The sequence below is a fragment of the Streptomyces cinnamoneus genome (assembly GCF_014650495.1).
GTDB classification, from domain to species: domain Bacteria; phylum Actinomycetota; class Actinomycetes; order Streptomycetales; family Streptomycetaceae; genus Streptomyces; species Streptomyces cinnamoneus.
Map to the genome: position 1 here is coordinate 143,844 of NZ_BMVB01000005.1, position 20,665 is coordinate 164,508.

Consider the following 20,665-nt stretch of genomic DNA (forward strand, 5'->3'; position numbering starts at 1 on the left):
CCTTTCTCTGGTCGGGCTGGCTCGGGTCATGGGCGGGACGGCTGCGGTGCCGTTCCCGGGCACCGGGTTCGGGTGGTTCAGCCGGGCGGAGGCGTGACCACGACCTGGAACGGCAGGTGGGCCGGGCGGTGCGCGAGGACGAGCCGGGTGAGCCGGTGCGTGAGGGTGGCCCGGTCCTCGCCCTGCCGGGCCTTCAGGGTGACGGTGAGCATCCGGCCCTCCGGGGGCCGCTGTTCACCGGTGAAGACCCCGCCGGGTTCGGCGATGTCCAGATCCCAGCCGTAGATCTCCTTCGCCTCCCGTCGCAGCGCGCGGGGCGTGCCCCGGTGTGCCGCGAGCCATGGGGCGAGGGCGATGGCGGCGCGCCGCTGCCGTTCGGTCCAGTCCGGCTCGGTGCGGGCGCCGGTGAGCCGGGCCAGCCAGTCGAGGAAGGCGGGCGGTGCCTGCCAGGGGTCGAAGACCTCGTGCAGACGGTCGAGCCGGTCCTCGGCGGGGGCGAGCGCGGCACCGATGCCGGTGGCGAACGCCTTCGCCACCGTGTCATGGGCGTACAGCGCGGGCAGCGCCACGGGCCGTACGGCGGACGGTGAGTCGGGCATGGGTGCGGTGTCCCTCCTGGTGGTGAGCCGGGGTGCCTTCGGTCCTGGGCGTGAGCCCGGGGGACTTCGGCCGGCGGTGCATTCAGCCGGTGGTGACGGTGATCCGGGCCTCGCGCAGCCACGGCAGACCGCTCTCGGGCACCGGTACAGCGGTCTGTTCGAATCCGTCGGCGTCGATGACCGCGACCGTGTCGACCGCACGGACCTCCGGCACGGTCTCCAGCGCCGCGAAGACGTCGCCCGGCAGGACGGGACGGCCCCAGGGCCAGCCGTCGCCGTCGGGCCCGCCCCGGCCGGGGTGGAAGTACCGCACCAGGGCGCGCCGGGCGGCCCGCCGGGTGTCCTCCCGGCTGGTGCCCGCCCAGGGCCGTACCGTCGCCCTGGCGGTGAAGGCACGGTAGTCGGGCGGTCCCAGGCTCAGCCGCTCCCCGAGGAGCCGGGCGCCGTCGAGGACCGCCCGGGCCTGGTGCAGCACGGGCCGGGGCACCTTCAGCGCGTCCTCGGGGACCGGTTCCCCGTCGTCGGGCAGTCGCGGCATCACGAGGGCGCGCAGTGCGGCGTCCTCCCGGCGCCACAGGGCCGGTTCGGTCCTGTCGTCCTTCAGGCAGTAGAAGACCTCGTCGAGGACGACCACGGCGTCGAGCGAGCGGTGCAGCCGCGGGGAGAGCGCCGGGAACGACTCGGCGATCAGCGACCGCATCCCCCGGTCGCCGGCCGGTTCGAACGAGCCGTCGTTGCGGTACGTGAAACGGCGGTGGAAGAGTGCGTCGCCCCGGAAGAGGAAGACCTCGTACGTGTCGCCCGCCCCCATGCCCATGCCCACGGGGAGGGCAGCGGCCGCGTCGACGCCCGCGTGGAACTCGGCGGGCAGCCCGGGGAAGACGTCCTTGAGCGGCTTCGGCCCCGTGCGGCTCCACGCGCAGCGGTCTCCCGAGAACCACAGCCGCGGCCGGTCCTCGTCGAGCCACAGCACGGCGTCGAGCCGGCTGCGGGCGAACTCCGGCGGCGAGTCCCCCTCGTCCTCCCGCGGCGTCATGACGTCGGGGCCGTGCCCGCCTTCCAGGGGCAACCGCACATGCGTGATCCGGCCGTCGGCGCCGGGCCGGTAGTGAACGACGACTTCGGGGGCACGGACGGCGACCGCCGACGCCGAGACCCGGGCGGGGCGGTCCGGGACCGACAGTCCGCCCGGTACGCGGGTGTCCTCCGGGCGGGCAGCCGTGGTGATCCGTCCCCTGACGACCAGGTCCGCGTGTTCCAGAAGGAGCCGTTCGTAGTCGGCCACGGTGACCGCCCGGCACAGAAGGGCCAGGCCGAGGGCCGCGCGGTCCAGGACCTGCCGCCAGTCCTCCGCGTCCTGCCCCGCCGCCAGGGTGCGGTCCACCGCGGCCCGCAGCAGGTCGTGGCGCCCGGCGTCCGCCGGACGCAGCGGGGTGCCCGCGGGCAGGTCGCCCACGGTGCCCCGGTGCGCCTCGTACACCGCGCGGATCTCGGCGCCGGCCGGGGGGACCGCGCCGAGCTGCTCCTGTCCGGCGGCGAACGGTACGGCCGGGCCGAACACCACCTCACCGGCGGCGGCGTCCCACCAATAGCACTCGGTCGTGGAGCCGGTCGCCTCCGTGAAGTTGTGCACCGGCGCCCACGGTCTGCCGCCGACGGTCACCGTGCGGAGGGGCGAGGCAGGGGGCGCCGCGGCCGGGGCGAGCGGGTGCCAGGGGCGGCGGGACGGGCGGAAGCGCTGCCCGGGCGTGTGGTCGGAGACGCCGATCCGCTCGTCGACGCGTTGCGGCTCCTCCACTGCCTCGACCGTGACGGACCCGCTCGCGGGGACCGTGACCGCTGCCGCCGTCCGCACCACCACGTCCGGCGTGCCCCGCGCGATCAGCCGGGTGCCCTCGCGGACTTCCACGCCACCGCCGGAGGCGGCCCGGGTGAGGACGACCCGCACGCGGCAGGGCGTGGCCGGCACCGGGGCGAGCCCCGTCAGCGCCAGCAGCCTGTCGCGCACACGCGGTGTCATCCGGGCCGTCCGGTACAGCAGCGCGTCCACACGCTGGGCGCACGCCTCCAGCAGGGTGACACCCGGGTCGGAGACGTTGTGGTCCGTCCAGCCCGGAGCGCGTCGCGGCAGCGCGCGCTTGGCGGCGTCCACCAAGGGCTGGAAGCGCAGGTCGTCCAGGTCCGGGACGGACAGGTGCCGCATACCGCTCCTCTCTCGGGCCTCTGGCCACTGGGTCGTTCGTGCCGCCGTCCGGGGCGTCAGCCCGGCGGCAGCGTGTAGAAGGGGAAGACGAGGTTGCGCGGCTCGTTGGTGGCCCTGAGCCGGTAGCGGACGTCGATGTAGAGCACGCCGGCCCGTTCGGCGTCCGTGCTGAACAGCAGGTCGTCGAGTTCGATCCGGGGTTCCCAGCGCTCCAGCGCCTGTCGCACCGCCGCGTCGGCACGGGCCACGGTGCCGGCGTCGAGCGGTTCGAAGACCAGGCGGTGGATGCCGCAGCCGAACTCGGGACGCATCGGCCGCTCCCCGGGGACCGTGCCCAGGATCAGGGCGATGGCCTGCCGGACCTCCTCGTCGCCGGACACCAGAGCGACCCGCCCGTCGGCGGTGAGTGCGCCGGGATGGGCCCAGCCCGCACCGATGACGTCGGCGAGGCTGCCGCCGGGGGCCCGGGCGGGGGTCCCGAGGGTGACCACGGCCTCAGGGGCGCCCGGGTCCGCGGCAGTGACGCTGGTGTGCTGCACGGTGGCGCCTCCCAGGGCGGTGGAGAGAACAGGCGGCGGGAAACAGGAAGTGGAAGAAAGAGGCGATGGGAAAGAGGCGGTCGGCGATACGGAGTGGGGAACCGCCGGAGTCAGTTGATCTTCACGGGCAGTCCTGTGATGCGGGTGGTGGCTCCCTTGAGGGACAGCTCGCCGGTGCTCTCGACACAGACGCGGGAGCCGGTGATGACCACGCCGCCGCCCGGCTTCTTCGCCTCCACCCGCACGGTGCCCGCCTTGAGCACCACCGTGCCGTCAGGCCCGGCGTCGATGGTGACGGTCGAGCCGCGCCCGTCCAGCTCGGCCCGTACGGTCTTGCCGGGACCGCCGGCGCGCAGGCGGACCGCGGTCCCGGCGCGGTCCAGGTGTGCCGTCACCTTGCCGTCGCCGGACAGCAGACGCACGCCCTGGGGACCGCCCTTGGGGGCGGTGAGCAGCTCCAGCCGGTCGCCGGCACGGGAGGCCACCGACCGCCGGTTGACCCGGCCGGTGCCGGAGTCGACCAGGGGCAGGGCGTGGTCGGTGGGCGCGTCCTTGCCGTTGTAGAGACCGCCGAGTACGTAGGGGCGGTCCAGCCGCCCGTGCTCGAAGCCCACCAGCACCTCGTCGCCGGCCTCCGGGCTGATCACCCCGCCCCCGCCCGTGCCGCCCCACTGGAGGGTGCGCACCCAGTCCGTGACGTAGTCCTGCGACAGCCAGGGCAGGCGCAGCCGCACAGCGCCCCGCTGGCCCTGACCGGGTTCCCTGATGTCCGTCACCACCCCGACGGCCACGCCCGCCACGCACAGCGGCGGTGGGTGCGGCACCACCGGCGGCGGAAGGGCTCCCACGCGCACCTGGGTGAGGTAGCCGTGGTTCCCGTCGAAGGTGTGCCGACAGGAGGTGAGGACGTACTGCCCGGAGAACGGCGCCCCCGTGCCGTTCACCGACACCGCCACCCCGGCGCGCAGTTGCGGGGTGCCCGCCACCGTCGCCTCCAGCTCGCCCGTGCCGGCCGCCGTCTCGTCGGCGAGCGCGCGTGCCGCGGCCTGCACCTGCCGGGCTGTCGTGTACGGACGGCCCGACACCAGCAGCAGCCCCGGCCCGCTCTGCCCGCCGAACGCCGCGGCCAGCTCGCCCGGTGTGGTGCCCAACCGCAGCCGGTTGCTGCCGGTGGCCGGGGCCTTGCCCACGACAGGTGCTTTGGCCACCGCGTCCCAGCCGCGCACCTCCACCTCGCCGACCTGCCGGGTGGAGGACACCGCCGCCCGGAGGGACAGCAGATTGACGCCGTATTGGAGGACGTAGGGGCTGCGGTCGGCGCCGGTGCCGGGGGCCGCCGTGGCGGGCGGCAGGCGCCGCATCTCCAGGACCGCGCCCTCGGCCGTCAGGTGCAGGCCCTGTTGGTCGGCGAGGTGGGCGAGCAGCTCCCAGTCGGTCAGATTGGGCTGGGCCAGATGGGGAACGCGGGTGCCGTCGGCCTCGACCCGCCCGGTGCGCAGCCCGTGCCGCGCCGCCGCCCGGGCCGCGACCTCAGCGACGGTGCTGTCCACGTACGCGGCCACCCTGCGGCCCCGCATCAGCCGGTGTCCGCGGTCGGCGGCGTGGACGGCGGTGAAGCTGCCGTCCGCGTCCACTTCGGTCTCCAGCGCGGTGACCTCCCCGTCGAACACCACCGTGCGGGTGCGGTGGCGGGCCGCCGCCACCGAGACGGTCAGCGCGCACCCGACCTTGATGCGGGCCGCGGCCAGCAGCCGGTGCTGCGGGTCCCGGAAGCGCACGTACGCGGTCGACGGCAGGTTCGTCGCGGACTCCACGGCGGCGGCCACCAGTTGCTCGCTCCACGTCTCCGGCAAGGGGACGCCCGCGAAGGCGAGCACCGGCTCGGCGGCGTACGCCCGTTCCGTCACCAGGAGCCTCCCGGCACGGCGGCAGGCACGGCCGGGGGCGGGGACCCCGGCATGTCCCCCACCGAGGGAACCCCTGCCCCCGGTGGGACCTCCTCCACCGGGGGCAGGACGAGCACACTGCCCAGGACCAGGCGTTCGGGGTCGTCGATGTCATTCGCCCGGGCCACGACACGCCAGCGCGCGGGGTCGCCGTAGGCGGACCAGGCGACCGACGGCAGGGTGTCGCCCGCCGCCACCCGGTGCGTGCCGACCGGACCGTCGGCACCCGAGGTCGGGTTCTGCCGGGGCGTGGCCCCGCCGGCCTCCTCAAGGTTCAGCGTGCATTCCGCGCGCAACGGGGTGCCGTCGGCGTCGAACCGCGTGTAGGTGGCGCTGACCTCCGTCACCAGCGCGAGGAACGCCGTGCTGAGCGACCGTCCCCACTCCAGCCGGACCCAGGGGGCGGAGGCCGGTCTCTCCGTCGTGCTGCGCGCGGTGGGACTGCAGCACGCCAGCAGCTTCTCGACCTCCCGCTGGACCCCTCCCCGGCCGCCGGGGGCGTCCAGGAAGACGTCGAGGGTCATGGTGCGCGGCTGTGCGGCGACGAACTGGGCGGGGGCCGCCGCGGCGTTGGACGGTCCGCTGCTGCGGTCCCAGCGTGCCTGCTTCCGCACGGAGATCCGGTCGGGGTTGAAGTGCAGCCTGATCCGGTCGCGTTCGCGGCCCGGGGTGTTCCCGGTGCCGGCCGGCGGGTCGTGGATCACCAGGGTGGCGCGTACCGGCGCACCCCTGACGGGCAGGGCGGGCATGTGGTCCTTCCGGTGGTGCGGGGTGGAGGAACGGGGAGCGGGTGGCTCCGGGGTCACCGGCTTCAGGCGGTGACCTCCAAGAACCCGTTGTGGGCGAGCTCCAGGGTTTCGCGCGCCGGCTGGGACTGCTCGGCGTCGAGGCTGGGCCCCGTCCAGCGGACCGGCAGCACGCCGTCGAGCAGCCACGTGACCAGGGGCTTGCGGTCCGGCCCGAGGACGACCAGCCGGCCCGGCATGCGCGCCGGCTCGTGCACCTGCCGCCGGAGCCAGTCCCACACCAGCGTGGTCTGCCGGCTCAGGGGCCTGCTCAGCACGATGTTGGAGTAGCGCAGGCGGGTGGGCAGGTGCCAGACGTGCCCGTTGGCGCCGCCCTCGCACCGCTCCTCGACGTCCATGGCGCAGCCGAGGCCCTCGCACGAGGTGAAGGAGCCCATGGCGTGGTCGCCGATGGACAGCTGGAAGAGGGAGCTGACGGCGAACGGCTGGTCTGGCATGGGCAGGTGCTCCACGGGCGGTCGTCAGGGGCGGTCGTCAGGGGCGGTCATCAGGGGCGATCGCCAGGGCGTGAGCCGGTTGCGGTCGTCGGACGGGTCAGCGCGGGGGGTGGCCTCGCCACGGTTCCGGTCGGGCGAAGGGCCACGGCGGCGTGCGGTGGCGCTCCATCACCGGGAGGAGCGCCCGTGCGAGCAGGTCGGTGTGGCGGTGCGCGATCTGCCGTGCGAGCTCGGCCGGATCGGGTCCGGCAGCGACCGGGGGCGGTCCGGGCTGCCGTACCGCGGCCGGCGGGTGCGGTGACGGCTGGGCACGATCCGGCGCGGGGCGGGCGGATGGTGCAGGAGCGCGGGCTTCACGGTCCGGCGCCGGCCGGTCGCGTTCCGGCAGGCCGGGTCCGCGCCCAGGTCCGTTCCCGGGGCCGTGCCCGTCCTGCCGGGACGGCGGCGGCAGAGGTATGGCCGTCGCGGGCACCTGGGGCATCGCCGGCCCGAGACCGAACTCCGGAACCCGCAGCTCCGCGCCGGGTGTTCGCAAGGGGCGGGTGGGGGGCTCGGCAGTGTCCGGCCGTCCGGAGGGAGGGGACAGCGGAGCACACGGGGTGGGACTGCCGCTGGGTACGGGTGCGCGGACCGTTCGGCGCCCCGGTACGGGGGTGGAAGCGCCGGCGAGGTGGAGGCGGAGGTGATGAGGGGGGACGTCGGCAGGCCCGAAGGGGAAGGCCGGTGCTGCGGAAGACGCGGAGGGCTGTTGCCGGCCTCGGGGCGGAGTGGCCCGGTCCGGGGCGATACGGGGCCCGTCGGCACCTGCGGGCGCGACGGAGGCTGCTCCGGCCGCTTCGGGGCTGCCGGAGCGGTGGGCGAGGAGCGGGGCGCTGCCCCGGGAACGGGGGCCGGCTTGTGCGGGGGGATCGCTGGAAGCGGCTGGGTGGGCCGCGTCCCTGTCGGAAGTACTGGTTCTCCATGTACCGGTGAACGGGTGGAAGACGCGGGCGAAGGCGGGCCTCCGCAGCAGTGTGGGCGGAGACACGGGAGTCGCGACGTTCCGCCCGGCCCGCCCCGCGTTCTCCTGTACGTCCGAGGAACCACCGGGGACGTGGCCGTCGTGGGCAGGAGCCGTGGCGGGCAGGGCACGTCGCGGCGTCGCGGGCCGATGTTCCGCAGACGCAGGCGTCGGCGTCGGGTCCGCGTGCGGCTGCAGCTCCGGGTGACCCTGGAGCGACTCCGCTCCCGTGTCCTGCCGGGCGGTCCACTGGAACTGTTCCTCTCCGGGCTCACCAGCTGCGGGGGCCGGGGCCGGAGGTGCGGTCACCGGCTCCCGTACGGAAGGTGCGTGGACCGTGCCACAGGGCGCGGGCGGTGAGGGCGCATCGACGCGTACCGGTCTCCCCCGTTTGCCCAGAAGGCGTACGGCCAGGGCAGCGGCCCCCTGGGACACGCGCGCGACAGCGGTGGGGGTGTCACCTGCCGGGGCCCCCGCTCGTGTCATGTGCACGGGCCTCGCGCCGGAACCGCCGCCCGCGTGGCTCGCCCCACCGGGGTACGGCATGGCATCGCCGTGCCCCGGCAGATTCATGCCGGCATGGTTGGCGAGGACCAGGGGAACCGCGAACGGCAGCGCCTCCCACCGGCCGTGCCGCCCCGGGTGGGAGACGCCGGGTGCGGGACGGGCGAGAACGCCCCGGCCGCCGAGCGGTACGGCACGGGGCAGCAGCCGACGCGGCAGGGCGACGGCCGGTGACGGACTCCAGGCCGCGAGCCCCTCCCGGAACGCGGACAGCCCGACGGACGGCGGCCGGGGCAGTCGGACGAGTGCCGCCACCGGCACGACTCGGTCCGAGGCCCCCACGGCGAACCGGACGGTCGTGGTCGTGGTTGTGGTTCCGGGCCGGCAGCGGGAACGGCGCCGGAAGGGGCGGGTAAGGAGGAAGCGTGCGGCTTTCACCGTTCCGCTCCTCCCGTCCCGCTCCGGGTGAGCGAGGTGTTGATCCGCGCGATTTCCCGCACCCACGCGCGCCGCTCCGCGTGCGGGAGGCCGAGGATGTCGTGGTGCGCCCAGTGGAAGTGGTAGGCGACGTAGGCGACTTCCTCCCGCAGGCGGTGCGCGGAGTGCGTCACGATTCCCCCAGGCGGCTACCGCCCGCCGGGACCGCGAACTGTTTGCCGCAGGACGGGCAGGCGACCGCCTGGTCGTCGGCACCGAGCCCGTTGATCTCCCGGTAGAAGTCCTGGAGGTAGGCCAGGTCTGCGGCGAAGAGCTGTTCGACCACCTCGGCGTGCACGTCCGTGATGGTCCCCAGCCGGGTGATGACCAGGCTGAGCAGCACGATGCCCAGGTACGCGGGGTTCGCACGGACCCGCTGGTCGATCAGCGGGGACAGCTCGTCCCGCGCGGTGGCCAGACGCATCCTGCCCTGGCGGTGGACGGTACCGTCGCTGTCCACGTAGCCGTGGGGCAGCACGAAGTCGAACTCGGTGCGCAGCTCCGGGGCGTGCTGCTGCATGCCGCTGCTCCCTCCCATGGGTGCTCGTGGGGGTTTTTCGGTGGTGTCCCGCTCCGGGGCGGAGCCGGGCGTCGGGGCGGTCCGCTCAGGGCTCGTTCCGGATGTACTCGCGGAACACGATGCCGGCGGTGGCGTCCTTCACCCATGCCTCGACCTTGAAGCGCCCGGTCTCGGACCCGGCGGTGAGGGTGGGGGAGGCGGCGACGCCGCCCTTGCCGCTGACCGCCTCGGCGACGGGACTGCCGCCGAACGCCGCGGAGTCGTCCATGACGCGGAACGTGACCGTCGTCCCCGGCTTCACGGGGGCGCCCTTGGCGTCCGTGACGACGACCTTCAGCGGTTCGGCGAAGTCCTCGTCCGGCTCGGCGGTCTGGCCGCCTCCGGACAGGTAGCGCACGTGGTCCGGGGGGCCCGCTTCGGCCGTGACCGTGATGTTCTTGAAGGGGACGGTGATCCCCTTGCCGTTCCAGGTGGCGGTGATGGTGCAGGGGCCCGCGGCCACCGCCTTGATTTTGGCGCTGGTGGCCGTGCCGTCGGAGGCGGTCTTCTGGTTGTCCGTCGCCGAGCCGGTGACGAACGTGGCCCGGCCACCCTCGATGGTGAAGGTGACGGACTGGTCCTTGACACCCTTGCCGTCGAGTTTCGCGGCCTTGACCTTCAGCGGCTGGGGGAACTCCGCCCCGACGGCGGCCTCTTGTCCCTCACCGGACACGGGGCTGAGCAGGTGCTCGGAGACACGGAACATCTGGCCGGTGCCTTCGAGGCCGACCCACAGCTGGCCGCTGGTGTCCAAGGCGATCCCCGACGGCTTGCTACCCGGGCCCGTGGGGATGACGGCCTGCTCCGTCTTGCCGTTCGGGGCGATGTACCCCACCGCGTCGGCGGACGGCATGGTGTACCAGACGGTTCCGTCGGGGAGGGCGAAGAGGCGGCCCGGCACGGAGGACGTGTCGACGAGGCTGTCCGAACCATCGCCGACGTCATATCTGATGATTTTCTTCTCTGTCGTCCCGGCCCACAGCAGGAGCTTTCCCTTATTCTGGGTGAAGGCCAGGTGCTGCGGTTTTCCGCTGACTTCCACCGGGTCCGTGGAGAATTTCCCCTTCTCGGCGTCGAATGTGACCAGATGCTGCTTGTCGGGGCAACTGACCCAGTACTCCATGGGTTTCTTCGGGTTGACGGCGACCCCATGGAGCGGCTTCGTGTAACTGGTGCCCGAGGTGGAGACCGAACCGGCACCGTCCACGAACATCAGCTTGGCAGCGCCCTTGAGGGTCGCGACGAGACGTTCCTCTCCGCCCTTCTTCTTGCCGACCGCCATGGCCAGGCAAGCCGACGCATCGCCCTTCCCGAGGGGCGGATACGTACCGCCGGCGTCGCACTTGGCCGTCCGGCCGTCCTGTGTGTCGTGCGCGTAGGTCCACACCGCGCTGGTCCAGGCGGCGAGGGTCTGCGCGGACCTTCCTTTGTACTCCGGCGGGAAGACCTTGGACTTGTGGGAGTCGCGTGGCGCGAAGTACCCGATCTTCGCTTCCGGGGTGACGAACCAGATGTCATGGGAGTAGAGCGTCACCGCGGCGGGCTTCGCCGACTCCGCGAGCGCATAGTGGTTTCCGGTCGCGAGCGCCGTTCCGGATGACATGCGTCTGCTCTCCTTGCTCGGTGGGACCATCGGCCGTTTGCTACGCGCCCACGCGGATGGTCGCCGTGGTGGGGGGTTCCGTGTCGCCGTACGCGACCTCCAGCCGGACCTGCTCCGCCTTGTCCCCCGCCTGCACCGGCGGGAGGACGACGCGGCCGGCGTTGTCCGTGTGCAGGACGTACTCGCGGCTTCCGTCGGCGAACGTCGCCTCGTCGGCGATCAGCCGGCAGGTCAGCGGAACGTTGGGAATGGGGTTCCCGTCGGTCATGTACCGGACGGTGAGCGGCGTCTCGCACAGTTCGCCGGGGGCCATGGACTCCACCAGCGTGTCCTCGGCATGCGTCCCCGCCTTCGGGGGATCCGGGGGGCTGGGGACGACGTAGCGGCCGATCGACTTGCCCGTCGGGTTGGTGTACCAGACCACCGGCTCTCCATCGACGGTGCCCAGACACAGTCCCAGCGCCTCGCTGCCCTCCGGCAACTTGACGCTGTCGTCCGGCGTGATGTCGTCGTCCTTCTTGAAGCGGTAGATCTTGTCTTTTCCGGCGACCCAGATGCAGTCGTCCACGCCGAAAATCATCTGACGGGGCGCCCCGGGAAGGTCGTCTCTGGTGGACTTCGTGGACTTGTCGTCGACGTCGATACGGACGATCTTGTTGGGGTTCTCCGTACCGACCCACACGTATTTCGAGTCCGTGATGATGTGGACCGGCGACTGCTCCTTCTTGTCGAGGTCAACCTTGTCCCACTTTTTTTCGCCACCGGGCGTGAAGTAATAGACGCCGTTGATCGACCTATGGTTGCCGGGGACATGCTCCCATTTCCGCCCCGTCACCCAGTAGGTGAACTTCTTCTTGTCCTCACTCAGGCTCGCTGCCACCGACCACGGCCAGGTGTCGAACTTTTCCTCCCCTGCACCCCGGGGAAGGTTGTGGAAATTGGCCCCCTTCGAACCACACTTGACATAGCCGACCGCCTTCTGCATGGGAGCGGCGAAGAGCACCCTGTGCTCGTACGTTGCCGGATTGTCTTTTACCTTAAGCCGCAGAGGGGTGATGGTCTGGGCACGTTCCTTCGGGTCGAGGTCGTGCTTCTTCTTGTACTCCCAGGGGGCAACCCCGAACTCGTAGATAGGGTCGTACTCCTGAGTATTGGCGGGCGAGGCGAACCAGATGGCCTTCGCACCCATCGGATCCCTGAGGACACCTGCGGACAGAAGGGGAACGTCGGCCGTCAGGGAAGTCTGCGTGTTCGGATTTTTGGGATGGACCCTCACAACACACCTGTCGTCGGTGGTCACGTAGAGATACCCGTCCGGCCCAACAGTGATGGAATGCGGCTTCTGGCCACCGTGCAGCTTGAACTCCACCGGGTTCTGGTCGCCCATCTCGGGTTCTCCTCTTCCTGATCGAACCGCCACCTCGCCTTTACCCGCACGGCGTGTGCCCCCGCCATGCCGACTCGCACACTCCTATCCATCGACGCCGGTCGGTCCACTCCCCCGTCGACGACTTCATGCGAAGGGAGCAAGCGGCAGGTCCGTTCCCGCTACGGCCGGCAGCGGAAAGGGCGCTCTCCGTCGACATTTCAACCGTATGCGGCGCTGTCCCAGCCCTCGCCGGGCCTGGTGCCCCGGAGCCACTGCGGGTCGGCGAGACGCATCGCGTACCGGGCCGACGGCGTCCGGCCGGGGTCGTTCCAGAAGGCGGCCCACTCCTCGCCCAGCGCCTGCCACCAGGCGTCCTCGTGCCCGGGGTCCAGGCCCCTGTTCCGCAGCGCCCCCTCCACCCCCCGGCGGGCCGCCTCCTCGTCGAAGGGACAGTTGCGCACGTCGGACACCTCGACCGAGTCCACCGCCCGCTCGGCCTCCTCGCTCGTCACCGCAGCCTCGGAGAGGGACCTGTCCCGCACGGCACCGGTCAGTAGTCTCAGGGCGAACACCTTCGTCTCCGGGAAGCCCCCGGCGTCGGGGTGCACCGCTCGCACGCGCAGGGTCACGGCGGGAACGGGGCCGTCCTCGACCTGTTCCACCTCCACCCGCCACAGGTCCGACATCGCAATCCAGCCCTCCAAGTCGCTGTCACGGATACGGCAGGGCCCGGCAGGGCGCGTCAGGGCTCAGAGCGTCAGAACGCCGTGGGCGATGGCCTCGCTGAGCGCCTTGATCACCTTGTCGTTGCCGATCCGGTGGGCGAACGAGACCCGGGGGAGCTTCACCGCACGGCCACTCCTGCTCCGTGTCGTCGCAGGCGCGCTGACGGGAATCTCCTCGAAGGCCGCCTCAAGCGACTCGACCGGGCCCGCACCGCTGTGCTTGTCGATGAGTTCCTCGAACTCGCCCTTCCTCGCGCCGCCGAGTGCCCTCAAGAAGGAGACCTCGTCGTCGGTCCATTCCCTCCGCACGGGCACGAGGGTCTTCAGCGTGTCGCGCGTGAGGCCGCTCAGGGCGGCGGAGGTGCCCGGATCGGCCGGCTGTCCGTCGAGGAAGGCGAACCGCTTGCCCCGCTGGCGCTCCGTCCACCGCCCGCTCCCCGGGTCGCGGACCTCCGAGAAGACACGCAGGCTCTTCGGGAAGAACTCGGCATGGGCCAGTTGGGCCGCCGTGCCGGTGCCGGCGAGCGGTGCGGCCGGGTAGTCCACCTCGACGCCGAAGAAGACCTCTCCCCGCCCCTTCTTCTTCCGGTTCTTCTCCCGGACGTCCTCGACGTCCTCCTTGAGACCCTGCTCGATGTCGGCGTGGTAACGCGAGTTGTCCCGCTTCGAGGCCGGAACGAGGTTGTCCGCGGTGCCCTTGCCACCGGCCTTCTCGTTGATCAGGTGGAAGCGGATCCAGAAGTTGGCAAGCCGTAGCCGACGGATGTAGGCGTAGCCCGGCGGGTCCACCATCGGCGCTTGTCCGGTCAGTGTTCCGTCCGTACGGATCCACGCCGCCTCCACCCGGCCGTCCCGGCCCAGCATGGAGCCGAAGCCCGTGCCGTTCTGCCGGTTGTGGTCCAGCAGGCGTTGCACCGTGACGCTTCCGTGGGTGGCGGGACGAGCCGGCGGAGCGTCGGCCGTGCCGGGCACGGCCCGGAGGCCGCCGCTCCCCCGCAGCACCCGCTGGGCGTCCGCCTCGGCAGCGCGCTCCCATCGGTCGCCCGGCTCCCCCACCCACACCTCGCCGTCCGTCCCGGCGGGCCGGTGAGCCCCCAGGCGCTGCTGCAGGACGTGGGCGAGTTCGTGGGCCAGCACCCTCTTGTCATCCTTGTCGTCACCGTCACGGCCCAGTACGACGTGTTCCCCGGCGGTGTAGGCACGTGCGCCGAGCGACGCGGCGGAATGCTGCGCCGCCGCGTCCCGGTGCACCCGTACGGTGGAGAAATCCGCGCCGAAACGCTCCTCCATCTCCTGCCGCACTCCCTGTTCCAGGGGCCGCCCTGCCGTACGAAGCACGTTCCGTACGGCACTGCCGTCATGCAGGGGACCGCCCCGGTACCTCTCCCGCAGCATCCGCGCCACCGCGGCGTTCCCGGCGGCCTGCAGAGGCCCCAGGGCGCCCGCAGCCGCCGCGCGTGCACGGGCCGGCCCCGGCCGGCGCGGCCTGCCCCGCCCGGCAGTGAGGCCCACGTTCCGTTCCGTCCAGCGCATCCGGCCAGGCACGGACCACTTCCCTTCCCGGACGCACCGTTTGCGATCCGCTTCCGTTCCGCCCGACTGATACGGCGTGGCCGACGCGATGCACCGGCCGGAGCGCCAGGCACCGTTTCCATGGTTCCCGGACGGCATGACCGCCGCGCGTCGGGGCACCGCCGCGGCGCCCAGGAGGGTGACCCTGACGCACCCTTGCCCGCTCCAGGACCGACCGGGATCAGAAGGGCTTTCTGCCGCAACCTGGCGGGTGGTCCGCAACGGGTCCGTCGCATGGGCCGGACCGCCCCGGCCGTGGCCGCCGGCCTGCGGGCGGCAGGACCGCTGTTCACGACATCGGCCACCGTGGTCGCCGCCATTCTGCTGAACCCGGCCGCATCCGGCCCTCACCACCGTGAAAGCCATCGGCGTCACCGTCGCACTGTCGGTCGCAGTCGACGCGCTCGTCATCCGCCCGGTCCCGGCCCCCGTGGTGATGTCCGGGGCGGGTCGGCGAACTGGTGGCGACCACGCCTCCGACCGTTCCACGGGTCCGAGGAGCGGCCCCGACGTCCGGGCCGGACGGCCCGGACCGGTCCAGGGTGCTGCCGTCACGAGCTCGTTCACCACCGTGGCTGGCTGGGCCGGAACGATGCAGCCGACACCTTGCAGCCTGCCTGCCCCTGGTCACCGGCCTCCTCGGCATGGACGCCGAACTCACCCACACCACCACCGTCATGACCGCCCACGGCCACGGCGGCTACTTCACCATCCACACCGACGCCACCAAAGTCCCCGACCCGTCCACCGCCGTCTCCGCGATCTACAACCTCCACCGCCGCCCCCGCGGCTTCACCGGAGGCCGGCTACGCCTGTACGACACCGCCGTGCGCAACGGACGGGCCGAACGCGCGGACACCTACCGCACCATCGAGCCCGACCACGACACCATCGTCTTCTTCCCCGCCAGCGCCTTCCACGAAGTCACCGCCTCTGCCTGCCCCTCCGGCCTCTTCGCCGACCACCGGTTCACCCTCACCACCTGGATCTCAGGCACACCGCAGGCGCAGAGGCAGGCGGCCCGCACGCCGAACGGCGCTCTGCGGTGGATAACGCAGGCGGCCGAGAGCACCCGCCCCCTGCCCGGCTTCGCCCGCGCCCACCACGGGGCCGCACCCACCCCGCTGCCGGAGACGGACACACCTCTGACCTGGACGTAACGGCTGCCGCCCGGCTGGAGCGGGCGGGGTACGAAAGCGCCGGGGGGGGGCGGACCGCACCCACGGAGTCCTCCTGCCGGCAGGGTGCCGCGTCTCGCCATGTACGGGGTGGTCGCCCCCTCAGCCGACCAGGACCCGGTGCAGGACGCGCGACGCCCGGAAGGGGCTCATCTCCGGACACCGGACGTCCTGTCAGCGCGCCCCACACATCCGGAGGGTGTGTCGATCGAGGCAACGACAGGGCGACCGGGCCACGAACGGCTACCGGTCGCCCCGCCTCCTTGCTCCTGCTGCTCCTACTGCTCCTCGGCCGGGATCGGGCCCAGGTACTCCAGGGTCCACGTCTCCTGGAACTCGGGCTGGGGCGGCACGAGCGTGATCTGCGCACCCCGGTGTCCGGCTCGCAGGGCGAGACCCTTGTCGGACAGGATCTTGAGTCCGCCGATGACCCGCTCGAACGTGAACTTCGCCCATTCGGCGCGCGGAACGCTGTTCACGAAGAGCTTGTCCTCGGGGACCACGAGACCCGCGGCCGGGTGGTAGGCCAGATGGATCACGTAAGGCGACCCCGCGATCTCGTGATCGGCGGCGTCGATGATCCACTCCTGCTCGATCGGCAGGGGATTGAGGCGGTCGGTGATGACAGGAGCACCGTGCTTGACGGCGTACTCGGTCGCCGTCAGGAGGGAGGTCGGTCCGATGATGTGAGCGTGGATCTTGTACTTGCCCGGCTTGACCGGAATCGGGGCCATGCGTGGCACGTCCTCTCTCACGTTTCCGCTACCGGCGGCGGACCCACCGGCACACGACCTCTACCTTCGCGGCGAGTTCACCGGCCGCAAAGGGCGGTATATCGCCAAGCCCATTACGGCAAGGATTGATCGATCACCATTGCGAATACGGCACCTCAGGGCGAGACGCGGGGGCACGGCGGTGAGAACGCCCCGGCAGCACGGAGGGTGGTCCTGGCCGACCGTGAGTTCCTTGGTGTCCTGTTGGCCGGCGCCCACGCATCGTGGCGGGTACCGGCCGGCCGACCGTGTCTTGTCGGTGCCGGATCGCCAGCCGAACGGGGGACGGGTTGCTCACGTGTGGCACACGGCAACGCTCGACGGCATCGGGTCCCGTCTTGTCATCACCCTCACACCGGAGTTCTGGGCGCCCGTCGCCGGCCGGGTGCCCGACGGCGTGGCCGTCGTAGAGTTCTCAGCCCATCCGCGTGCGCACCTGGTAGCGCGGCAGCATCTGATGGCCCGCGGGCATGCGAGCCTGCTGGGTTACGTCGACGACCCGGAGGTCAAGAAGGGTGTCGAGGGGGTGGACGCCGGTCCGCGCCGTGTGGCTGGTCGACGAGATAATCATGCCTGGCCGATCTGCGCGCCCTCGGTGCCTCGTGGTGGTGGCTCGGCCGTGCGCCTCAGAGTTGGGACGTGCGGCGTGTCCGAGAAATCGGGTGCCGTGTGAGGTGGCGGCCCGCCAGGATGAGGATCATGAGCGGCGAGACGCGCGTGGGGAGTCGGCAGGACGGGGGAGAGGCCGGGCGCCCGCTCGCCTTGGTGACGGGGGCGGGACGTTCGGCAGGGATCGCGGCGTCCGTGGTACTGAATCTGGCCCGGGCCGGCTGGGACGTGGCCTTCACATACTGGACTCCTTATGACGCCCGGATGCGGTGGGGCAGGGAGCCGGGGGCGCCCGGAGAGTTGCAGCAGAAGGTGGCCTCCCTGGGGGCGAGAACACTTGCGGTCGAGGCGGACCTGAGCGTCCCGACTGTGCCGGCCCAGCTCTTCGAGAGTGTCGAGCGCGAACTGGGGAACGTCACCGCGCTGGTGCTCTGCCCTTGCGAGTCGGTGGACTCCGGCCTGTTGGACACCACGGTGGAGAGCTTCGACCTGCACTTCGCGGTCAATGCGCGGGCAACCTGGCTGCTGATCCGGGAGTACGGGCTCCGGTTTCGCGGGCGGCACGGAAGCGGGCGGATCGTCAGCCTGACCAGCGACCACACCGCCGGCAACCTGCCCTATGGGGCAAGCAAGGGGGCAATGGATCGGATCACTCTGGCCGCCGCCCCTGAGCTCGCCCACCTGGGAGTGACCTGTAGCGCGATCAATCCCGGGCCGACCGACACCGGGTGGATGACCGAAGGGCAAAAGGCAGAGATGATCCGCTTCACGCTCCTGGGACGTCTCGGTGTGCCGCAGGATTGCGCGAATCTGGTCACGTTCCTCTGCTCGGCGGAGGGCGGATGGATCAACGCCCAGCTTCTCCAGAGCAACGGCGGTCTCGGGTGACAGCGAGGCCGGCCACTGGCTTCGGCCTCACCGAGCCGGGGGCTCACTCCGCAGCCGGCAAGGGCTGCTCGGTCCAGATGGTCTTGCCCGTAGGGGTGTAGCGGGTGCCCCACCGCTGGGTGAGCTGGGCGACGATGAACAGGCCCCTGCCCCCCTCGTCGTCGGCGGCGGCGTGGCGCAGGTGGGGCGAGGTGTGGCCGGTGTCGGCGACCTCGCAGACGAGGCTGCGGTCGCGGATCAGCCGGACGTGGACCGGCCCGCCGGAGGCGTAGCGGACGGCGTTGGTGACCAGCTCGCTGACGATCAGCTCGGTCGTGAACGACAGGTCCTCCAGTCCCCACTCGCCCAGCTGCCCGCTGGTGACGGACCGGGCCCGCGCGACGCTCGCGGGGTCGGCGTCCAGCTCCCAGACCGCCACCTGGTGCTCGCCGAGCATCCGGGTACGGACCAGGAGCAGGGCCGCGTCGTCGTCCACCGGGCCGGGCAGCAGCTCGGCCACGGTGCGGTCGCAGAGCTCCTCCAGGGGGCGCCGGCACTCGGTGAGGACGCCGGTGAGCAGGCCGAGCCCCGTCTCGGTGTCGTGGTCCGGGGCCTGGACGAGACCGTCGGTGAACAGGGCGAGCAGGCTGCCGGCGGGCAGCTGGAGTTCCACGCTCTGGAAGGGCGCGCCGCCCAGGCCCAGGGGCGGGCCCTCCGGGAGGCCCGGACGGCTGACGGCACCGCAGGAGGGGTCGACGACGGCGGGCGGCGCGTGGCCAGCGCGCGCCATGCTGCACCGCCCGGACACCGGGTCGTAGACGGCGTACAGGCAGGTGACTCCCAGGGCCTCGTCGCCGCGGGCCCCCGGCGTGCCCCCGCCGTGGCCGTTCGCCCGTTCCTCGGCGGCCTGCTCCTCGGCGGTCCGCCCGACCACGTCGTCCAGGCGCGCGAGCAGCTCGTCCGGGGCGAGGTCGAGCCGGGCCAGGACGCGTACGCTCGTGCGCAGCCGACCCATGGTGGCGGCGGCGCGCAGCCCGTGGCCGCGTACGTCCCCGACCACCAGGCCGACCCGGGAGCTCGACAGCGGGATGACGTCGAACCAGTCGCCGCCCACCCCGGAGCGGCTGTCGGCGGGCACGTAGCGGCTGGCCGCCTCGACCCCGGTCAGCGACGGCAGGTGGTGGGGCAGCAGGCCGCGTTGCAGTTTGAGGGCGGCGGTGTGTTCCCGCGTGATGACCAGCATCAGGACGACACCGACCAGCAGGGCGCCCAGGCCCACGACGCTCACCCCGCCGGTCCGCCCGAGGAGCGGCAGGTCGAAGGAGGTCGAGCCGTAGTCCGGGGCGGCGTAGACGACGAAGGCCGCGTAGCAGAACAGGCTGAGCATCAGGAGCCCGCCCAGCCCCGGAAGCACCCCCTTGAACAGCAGGTCCCGGGGGCTGCGCGTGAGCAGCCTGCGGTAGCACCAGACGCAGGCGAAGCCGGTGAGGCCGTAGTAGAAGGAGATCGCGAGGCCGACCGCGCTGATGGAGTCGGCCAGCACGTCGCGGCTGATCACGGTCAGCAGGACGAGGAAGCCGATGGAGACCAGGCCCATGCCGACGGTCGACCAGGTCGGGGTGAGGAACCTGTGGTGCACGCGGGCGAAGCGCGAGGGGACGGCCTTGTGGGCCGCCATGGAGAAGACGGTGCGGGCCAGCGGCAGGATGGTGGTCTGGGTGGACGCGACCGCCGAGGTCAGCACCGTGAAGATGAGCACCTTGGTGAGGATCCAGCCGGGGCCCGTGGTGCCGAAGACGGCACCGCCCAGGCCGGAGAGCACGTCCCCAGAGTTGGCCGTGTTGCCCAGACCGGTGCCCTCGGTGCCGATCCCGGCGAACGCCTGCGCCGACGTCGCCACCAGGGCGTAGATGCCCAGCAGGAGCACGATGGAGACGACCGCCGCCCGTCCGGGGGTGTGCCTGCTGTCGGCGGTCTCCTCGTTGACCGCGACGGCGGTGTCCCAGCCCCAGTAGATGAAGACCGCGGCGAGGAGGCCCGCGGTCAGCTCCTTGGCCGACGGCACATGGAGGGGGTTGAACCAGGAGGCGGAGACGTGGATCGCCGTCGGCGGCCCGTCGGTGTAGACCCTGACCAGGGCGGTCACCGCGAACAGGATCAGCACCGCCACCTCGGCGCACACCAGCCAGCGCTGGAGGGCCGCCGACACCTCGATGCCCACGTAGCAGACCGCGGTCGTCACGGCGATCCAGGTGACCCCGGCGACGGTGGTCCACAGCTGGTCCTCGGCGAGCGAGTCGAACCCCAGCAGCCGGAAGCCGTAGATGCCGGCGATCTCCGCGAGGTTCGCCATGGCGATGACGTCGGCGACGATGATGCCCCAGCCGCCCATCCAGCCGATGCGCGGGCCGAAGGCGCGGGAGGCCCAGGTGAAGGTGGTCCCGCAGTCGGCGTCGCCCGCGTTGAGCTCCCGGTAGGCGTACGCGATCAGCAGCATCGGGATGAAGGCCAGCATCGTCATGATCGGCGCCTGGAGGCCGACCCCCGCGACGATCAGGCCGAGCGTCGCCGCCAGGCTGTACGCCGGAGCGGTGGAGGACAGCCCCATGGCGACCGAGGAGAACAGTCCCAGGGCGCCGGCTTTGAGCCCCTTCTCGCCCGCCCCGGGGCCGGGCGCGAGCGGCGCAGCGGAGTCGACCGGACCACCGAAGAGCTTCACCCCTGCATCCATCTCCGCATCTCGCCTGGAGGGCTCGCGATCTCGCCTGGAGAGCTCGCGCCCCCGAGAGAGCTCATGATCGCCATTCTCCCCGTGGTCGATCAGGTCCGCCAGACGATGGCGCTCCGAGCAGGTGCGGGTCCGCCACGTGGGGGACATTCGCGGCCGTCCGGTGAGGAG

19 protein-coding genes are annotated in these 20,665 nt (G+C 72.1%); 4 read left to right on the forward strand and 15 right to left on the reverse strand.

All coding sequences use genetic code 11. From position 1 onward, the window contains the following. Nucleotides 1-77: 77 nt before the first annotated feature. The 6 genes from IE182_RS09545 to IE182_RS09570 form a co-directional block, all read right to left on the reverse strand. A complete protein-coding gene (locus IE182_RS09545) occupies nucleotides 78-599 on the reverse strand; it encodes a phage tail protein (RefSeq protein WP_190109264.1) in 522 nt (173 codons plus the stop codon). 82 nt (nucleotides 600-681) lie between these two features. Next, the gene (locus IE182_RS09550) at nucleotides 682-2,802 is read right to left on the reverse strand and encodes a baseplate J/gp47 family protein (RefSeq protein ID WP_190109265.1); all 2,121 of its coding nucleotides are present in this window, start codon (nucleotides 2,800-2,802) and stop codon (nucleotides 682-684) included. A gap of 56 nt (nucleotides 2,803-2,858) precedes the next feature. Continuing rightward, entirely contained in the window at nucleotides 2,859-3,239 is a 381-nt protein-coding gene (locus IE182_RS09555) for a GPW/gp25 family protein (protein WP_190109449.1), read from the reverse strand. Nucleotides 3,240-3,451: 212 nt separating this feature from the next. Continuing rightward, on the reverse strand, nucleotides 3,452-5,248 hold the full coding sequence (locus tag IE182_RS09560; protein ID WP_190109266.1) for a VgrG-related protein: 1,797 nt from the start codon (nucleotides 5,246-5,248) through the stop codon (nucleotides 3,452-3,454). Further along, nucleotides 5,245-6,036 (reverse strand): CIS tube protein, encoded by a 792-nt coding sequence (locus IE182_RS09565; RefSeq protein ID WP_190109267.1) that lies wholly within the window; start codon nucleotides 6,034-6,036, stop codon nucleotides 5,245-5,247. Before IE182_RS09565 ends, IE182_RS09560 begins: the two co-directional genes overlap by 4 nt. A 62-nt stretch (nucleotides 6,037-6,098) precedes the next feature. Continuing rightward, nucleotides 6,099-6,530: a phage tail protein gene (locus IE182_RS09570; RefSeq protein ID WP_190109268.1), complete on the reverse strand. Its 432-nt coding sequence runs from the start codon at nucleotides 6,528-6,530 to the stop codon at nucleotides 6,099-6,101. A gap of 157 nt (nucleotides 6,531-6,687) precedes the next feature. On the opposite strand from IE182_RS09570, the gene IE182_RS09575 reads away from it, so the two are divergent. After that, on the forward strand, nucleotides 6,688-6,831 hold the full coding sequence (locus tag IE182_RS09575; RefSeq protein ID WP_190109269.1) for a hypothetical protein: 144 nt from the start codon (nucleotides 6,688-6,690) through the stop codon (nucleotides 6,829-6,831). A gap of 1,278 nt (nucleotides 6,832-8,109) precedes the next feature. Next, nucleotides 8,110-8,268, forward strand: a complete 159-nt coding sequence (locus IE182_RS09580; RefSeq protein WP_190109270.1) for a hypothetical protein — start codon at nucleotides 8,110-8,112, stop codon at nucleotides 8,266-8,268. Between the two features lie 200 nt (nucleotides 8,269-8,468). On the opposite strand, the gene IE182_RS09585 is transcribed toward IE182_RS09580, so the two are convergent. The 6 genes from IE182_RS09585 to IE182_RS09610 form a co-directional block, all read right to left on the reverse strand. Next, on the reverse strand, nucleotides 8,469-8,645 hold the full coding sequence (locus IE182_RS09585) for a DUF6760 family protein (RefSeq protein WP_190109271.1): 177 nt from the start codon (nucleotides 8,643-8,645) through the stop codon (nucleotides 8,469-8,471). Then, entirely contained in the window at nucleotides 8,642-9,049 is a 408-nt protein-coding gene (locus tag IE182_RS09590) for a hypothetical protein (RefSeq protein ID WP_229844685.1), read from the reverse strand. The genes IE182_RS09585 and IE182_RS09590 overlap by 4 nt, the downstream gene beginning before the upstream one ends. Before the next feature lie 67 nt (nucleotides 9,050-9,116). Further along, complete coding sequence (locus tag IE182_RS09595) at nucleotides 9,117-10,673, reverse strand: hypothetical protein (RefSeq protein ID WP_190109272.1); 1,557 nt, start codon at nucleotides 10,671-10,673, stop codon at nucleotides 9,117-9,119. Nucleotides 10,674-10,713: 40 nt separating this feature from the next. Then, the gene (locus tag IE182_RS09600) at nucleotides 10,714-12,060 is read right to left on the reverse strand and encodes an NHL repeat-containing protein (RefSeq protein WP_190109273.1); all 1,347 of its coding nucleotides are present in this window, start codon (nucleotides 12,058-12,060) and stop codon (nucleotides 10,714-10,716) included. 200 nt (nucleotides 12,061-12,260) lie between these two features. Next, entirely contained in the window at nucleotides 12,261-12,728 is a 468-nt protein-coding gene (locus tag IE182_RS09605) for a hypothetical protein (RefSeq protein WP_190109274.1), read from the reverse strand. A gap of 63 nt (nucleotides 12,729-12,791) precedes the next feature. Continuing rightward, nucleotides 12,792-14,750: an eCIS core domain-containing protein gene (locus tag IE182_RS09610; RefSeq protein WP_308432095.1), complete on the reverse strand. Its 1,959-nt coding sequence runs from the start codon at nucleotides 14,748-14,750 to the stop codon at nucleotides 12,792-12,794. A 233-nt stretch (nucleotides 14,751-14,983) separates the two neighbouring features. On the opposite strand from IE182_RS09610, the gene IE182_RS09615 reads away from it, so the two are divergent. Next, a complete protein-coding gene (locus IE182_RS09615; protein ID WP_190109275.1) occupies nucleotides 14,984-15,499 on the forward strand; it encodes a 2OG-Fe(II) oxygenase in 516 nt (171 codons plus the stop codon). 296 nt (nucleotides 15,500-15,795) lie between these two features. Here the strand turns inward: IE182_RS09615 and IE182_RS09620 are convergent, their stop codons facing one another. Continuing rightward, on the reverse strand, nucleotides 15,796-16,251 hold the full coding sequence (locus tag IE182_RS09620; protein ID WP_190109276.1) for a hypothetical protein: 456 nt from the start codon (nucleotides 16,249-16,251) through the stop codon (nucleotides 15,796-15,798). A gap of 454 nt (nucleotides 16,252-16,705) precedes the next feature. Beyond that, nucleotides 16,706-16,861, reverse strand: a complete 156-nt coding sequence (locus IE182_RS09625) for a hypothetical protein (RefSeq protein WP_190109277.1) — start codon at nucleotides 16,859-16,861, stop codon at nucleotides 16,706-16,708. 119 nt (nucleotides 16,862-16,980) lie between these two features. Between IE182_RS09625 and IE182_RS09630 the strand changes: the two genes are divergently transcribed. Further along, nucleotides 16,981-17,787 (forward strand): SDR family oxidoreductase, encoded by an 807-nt coding sequence (locus tag IE182_RS09630; RefSeq protein ID WP_373303528.1) that lies wholly within the window; start codon nucleotides 16,981-16,983, stop codon nucleotides 17,785-17,787. A 43-nt stretch (nucleotides 17,788-17,830) separates the two neighbouring features. Here IE182_RS09630 and IE182_RS09635 read toward each other — a convergent pair whose 3' ends face one another. Next, entirely contained in the window at nucleotides 17,831-20,497 is a 2,667-nt protein-coding gene (locus IE182_RS09635; RefSeq protein ID WP_190109279.1) for a SpoIIE family protein phosphatase, read from the reverse strand. Nucleotides 20,498-20,665: the final 168 nt, after the last annotated feature.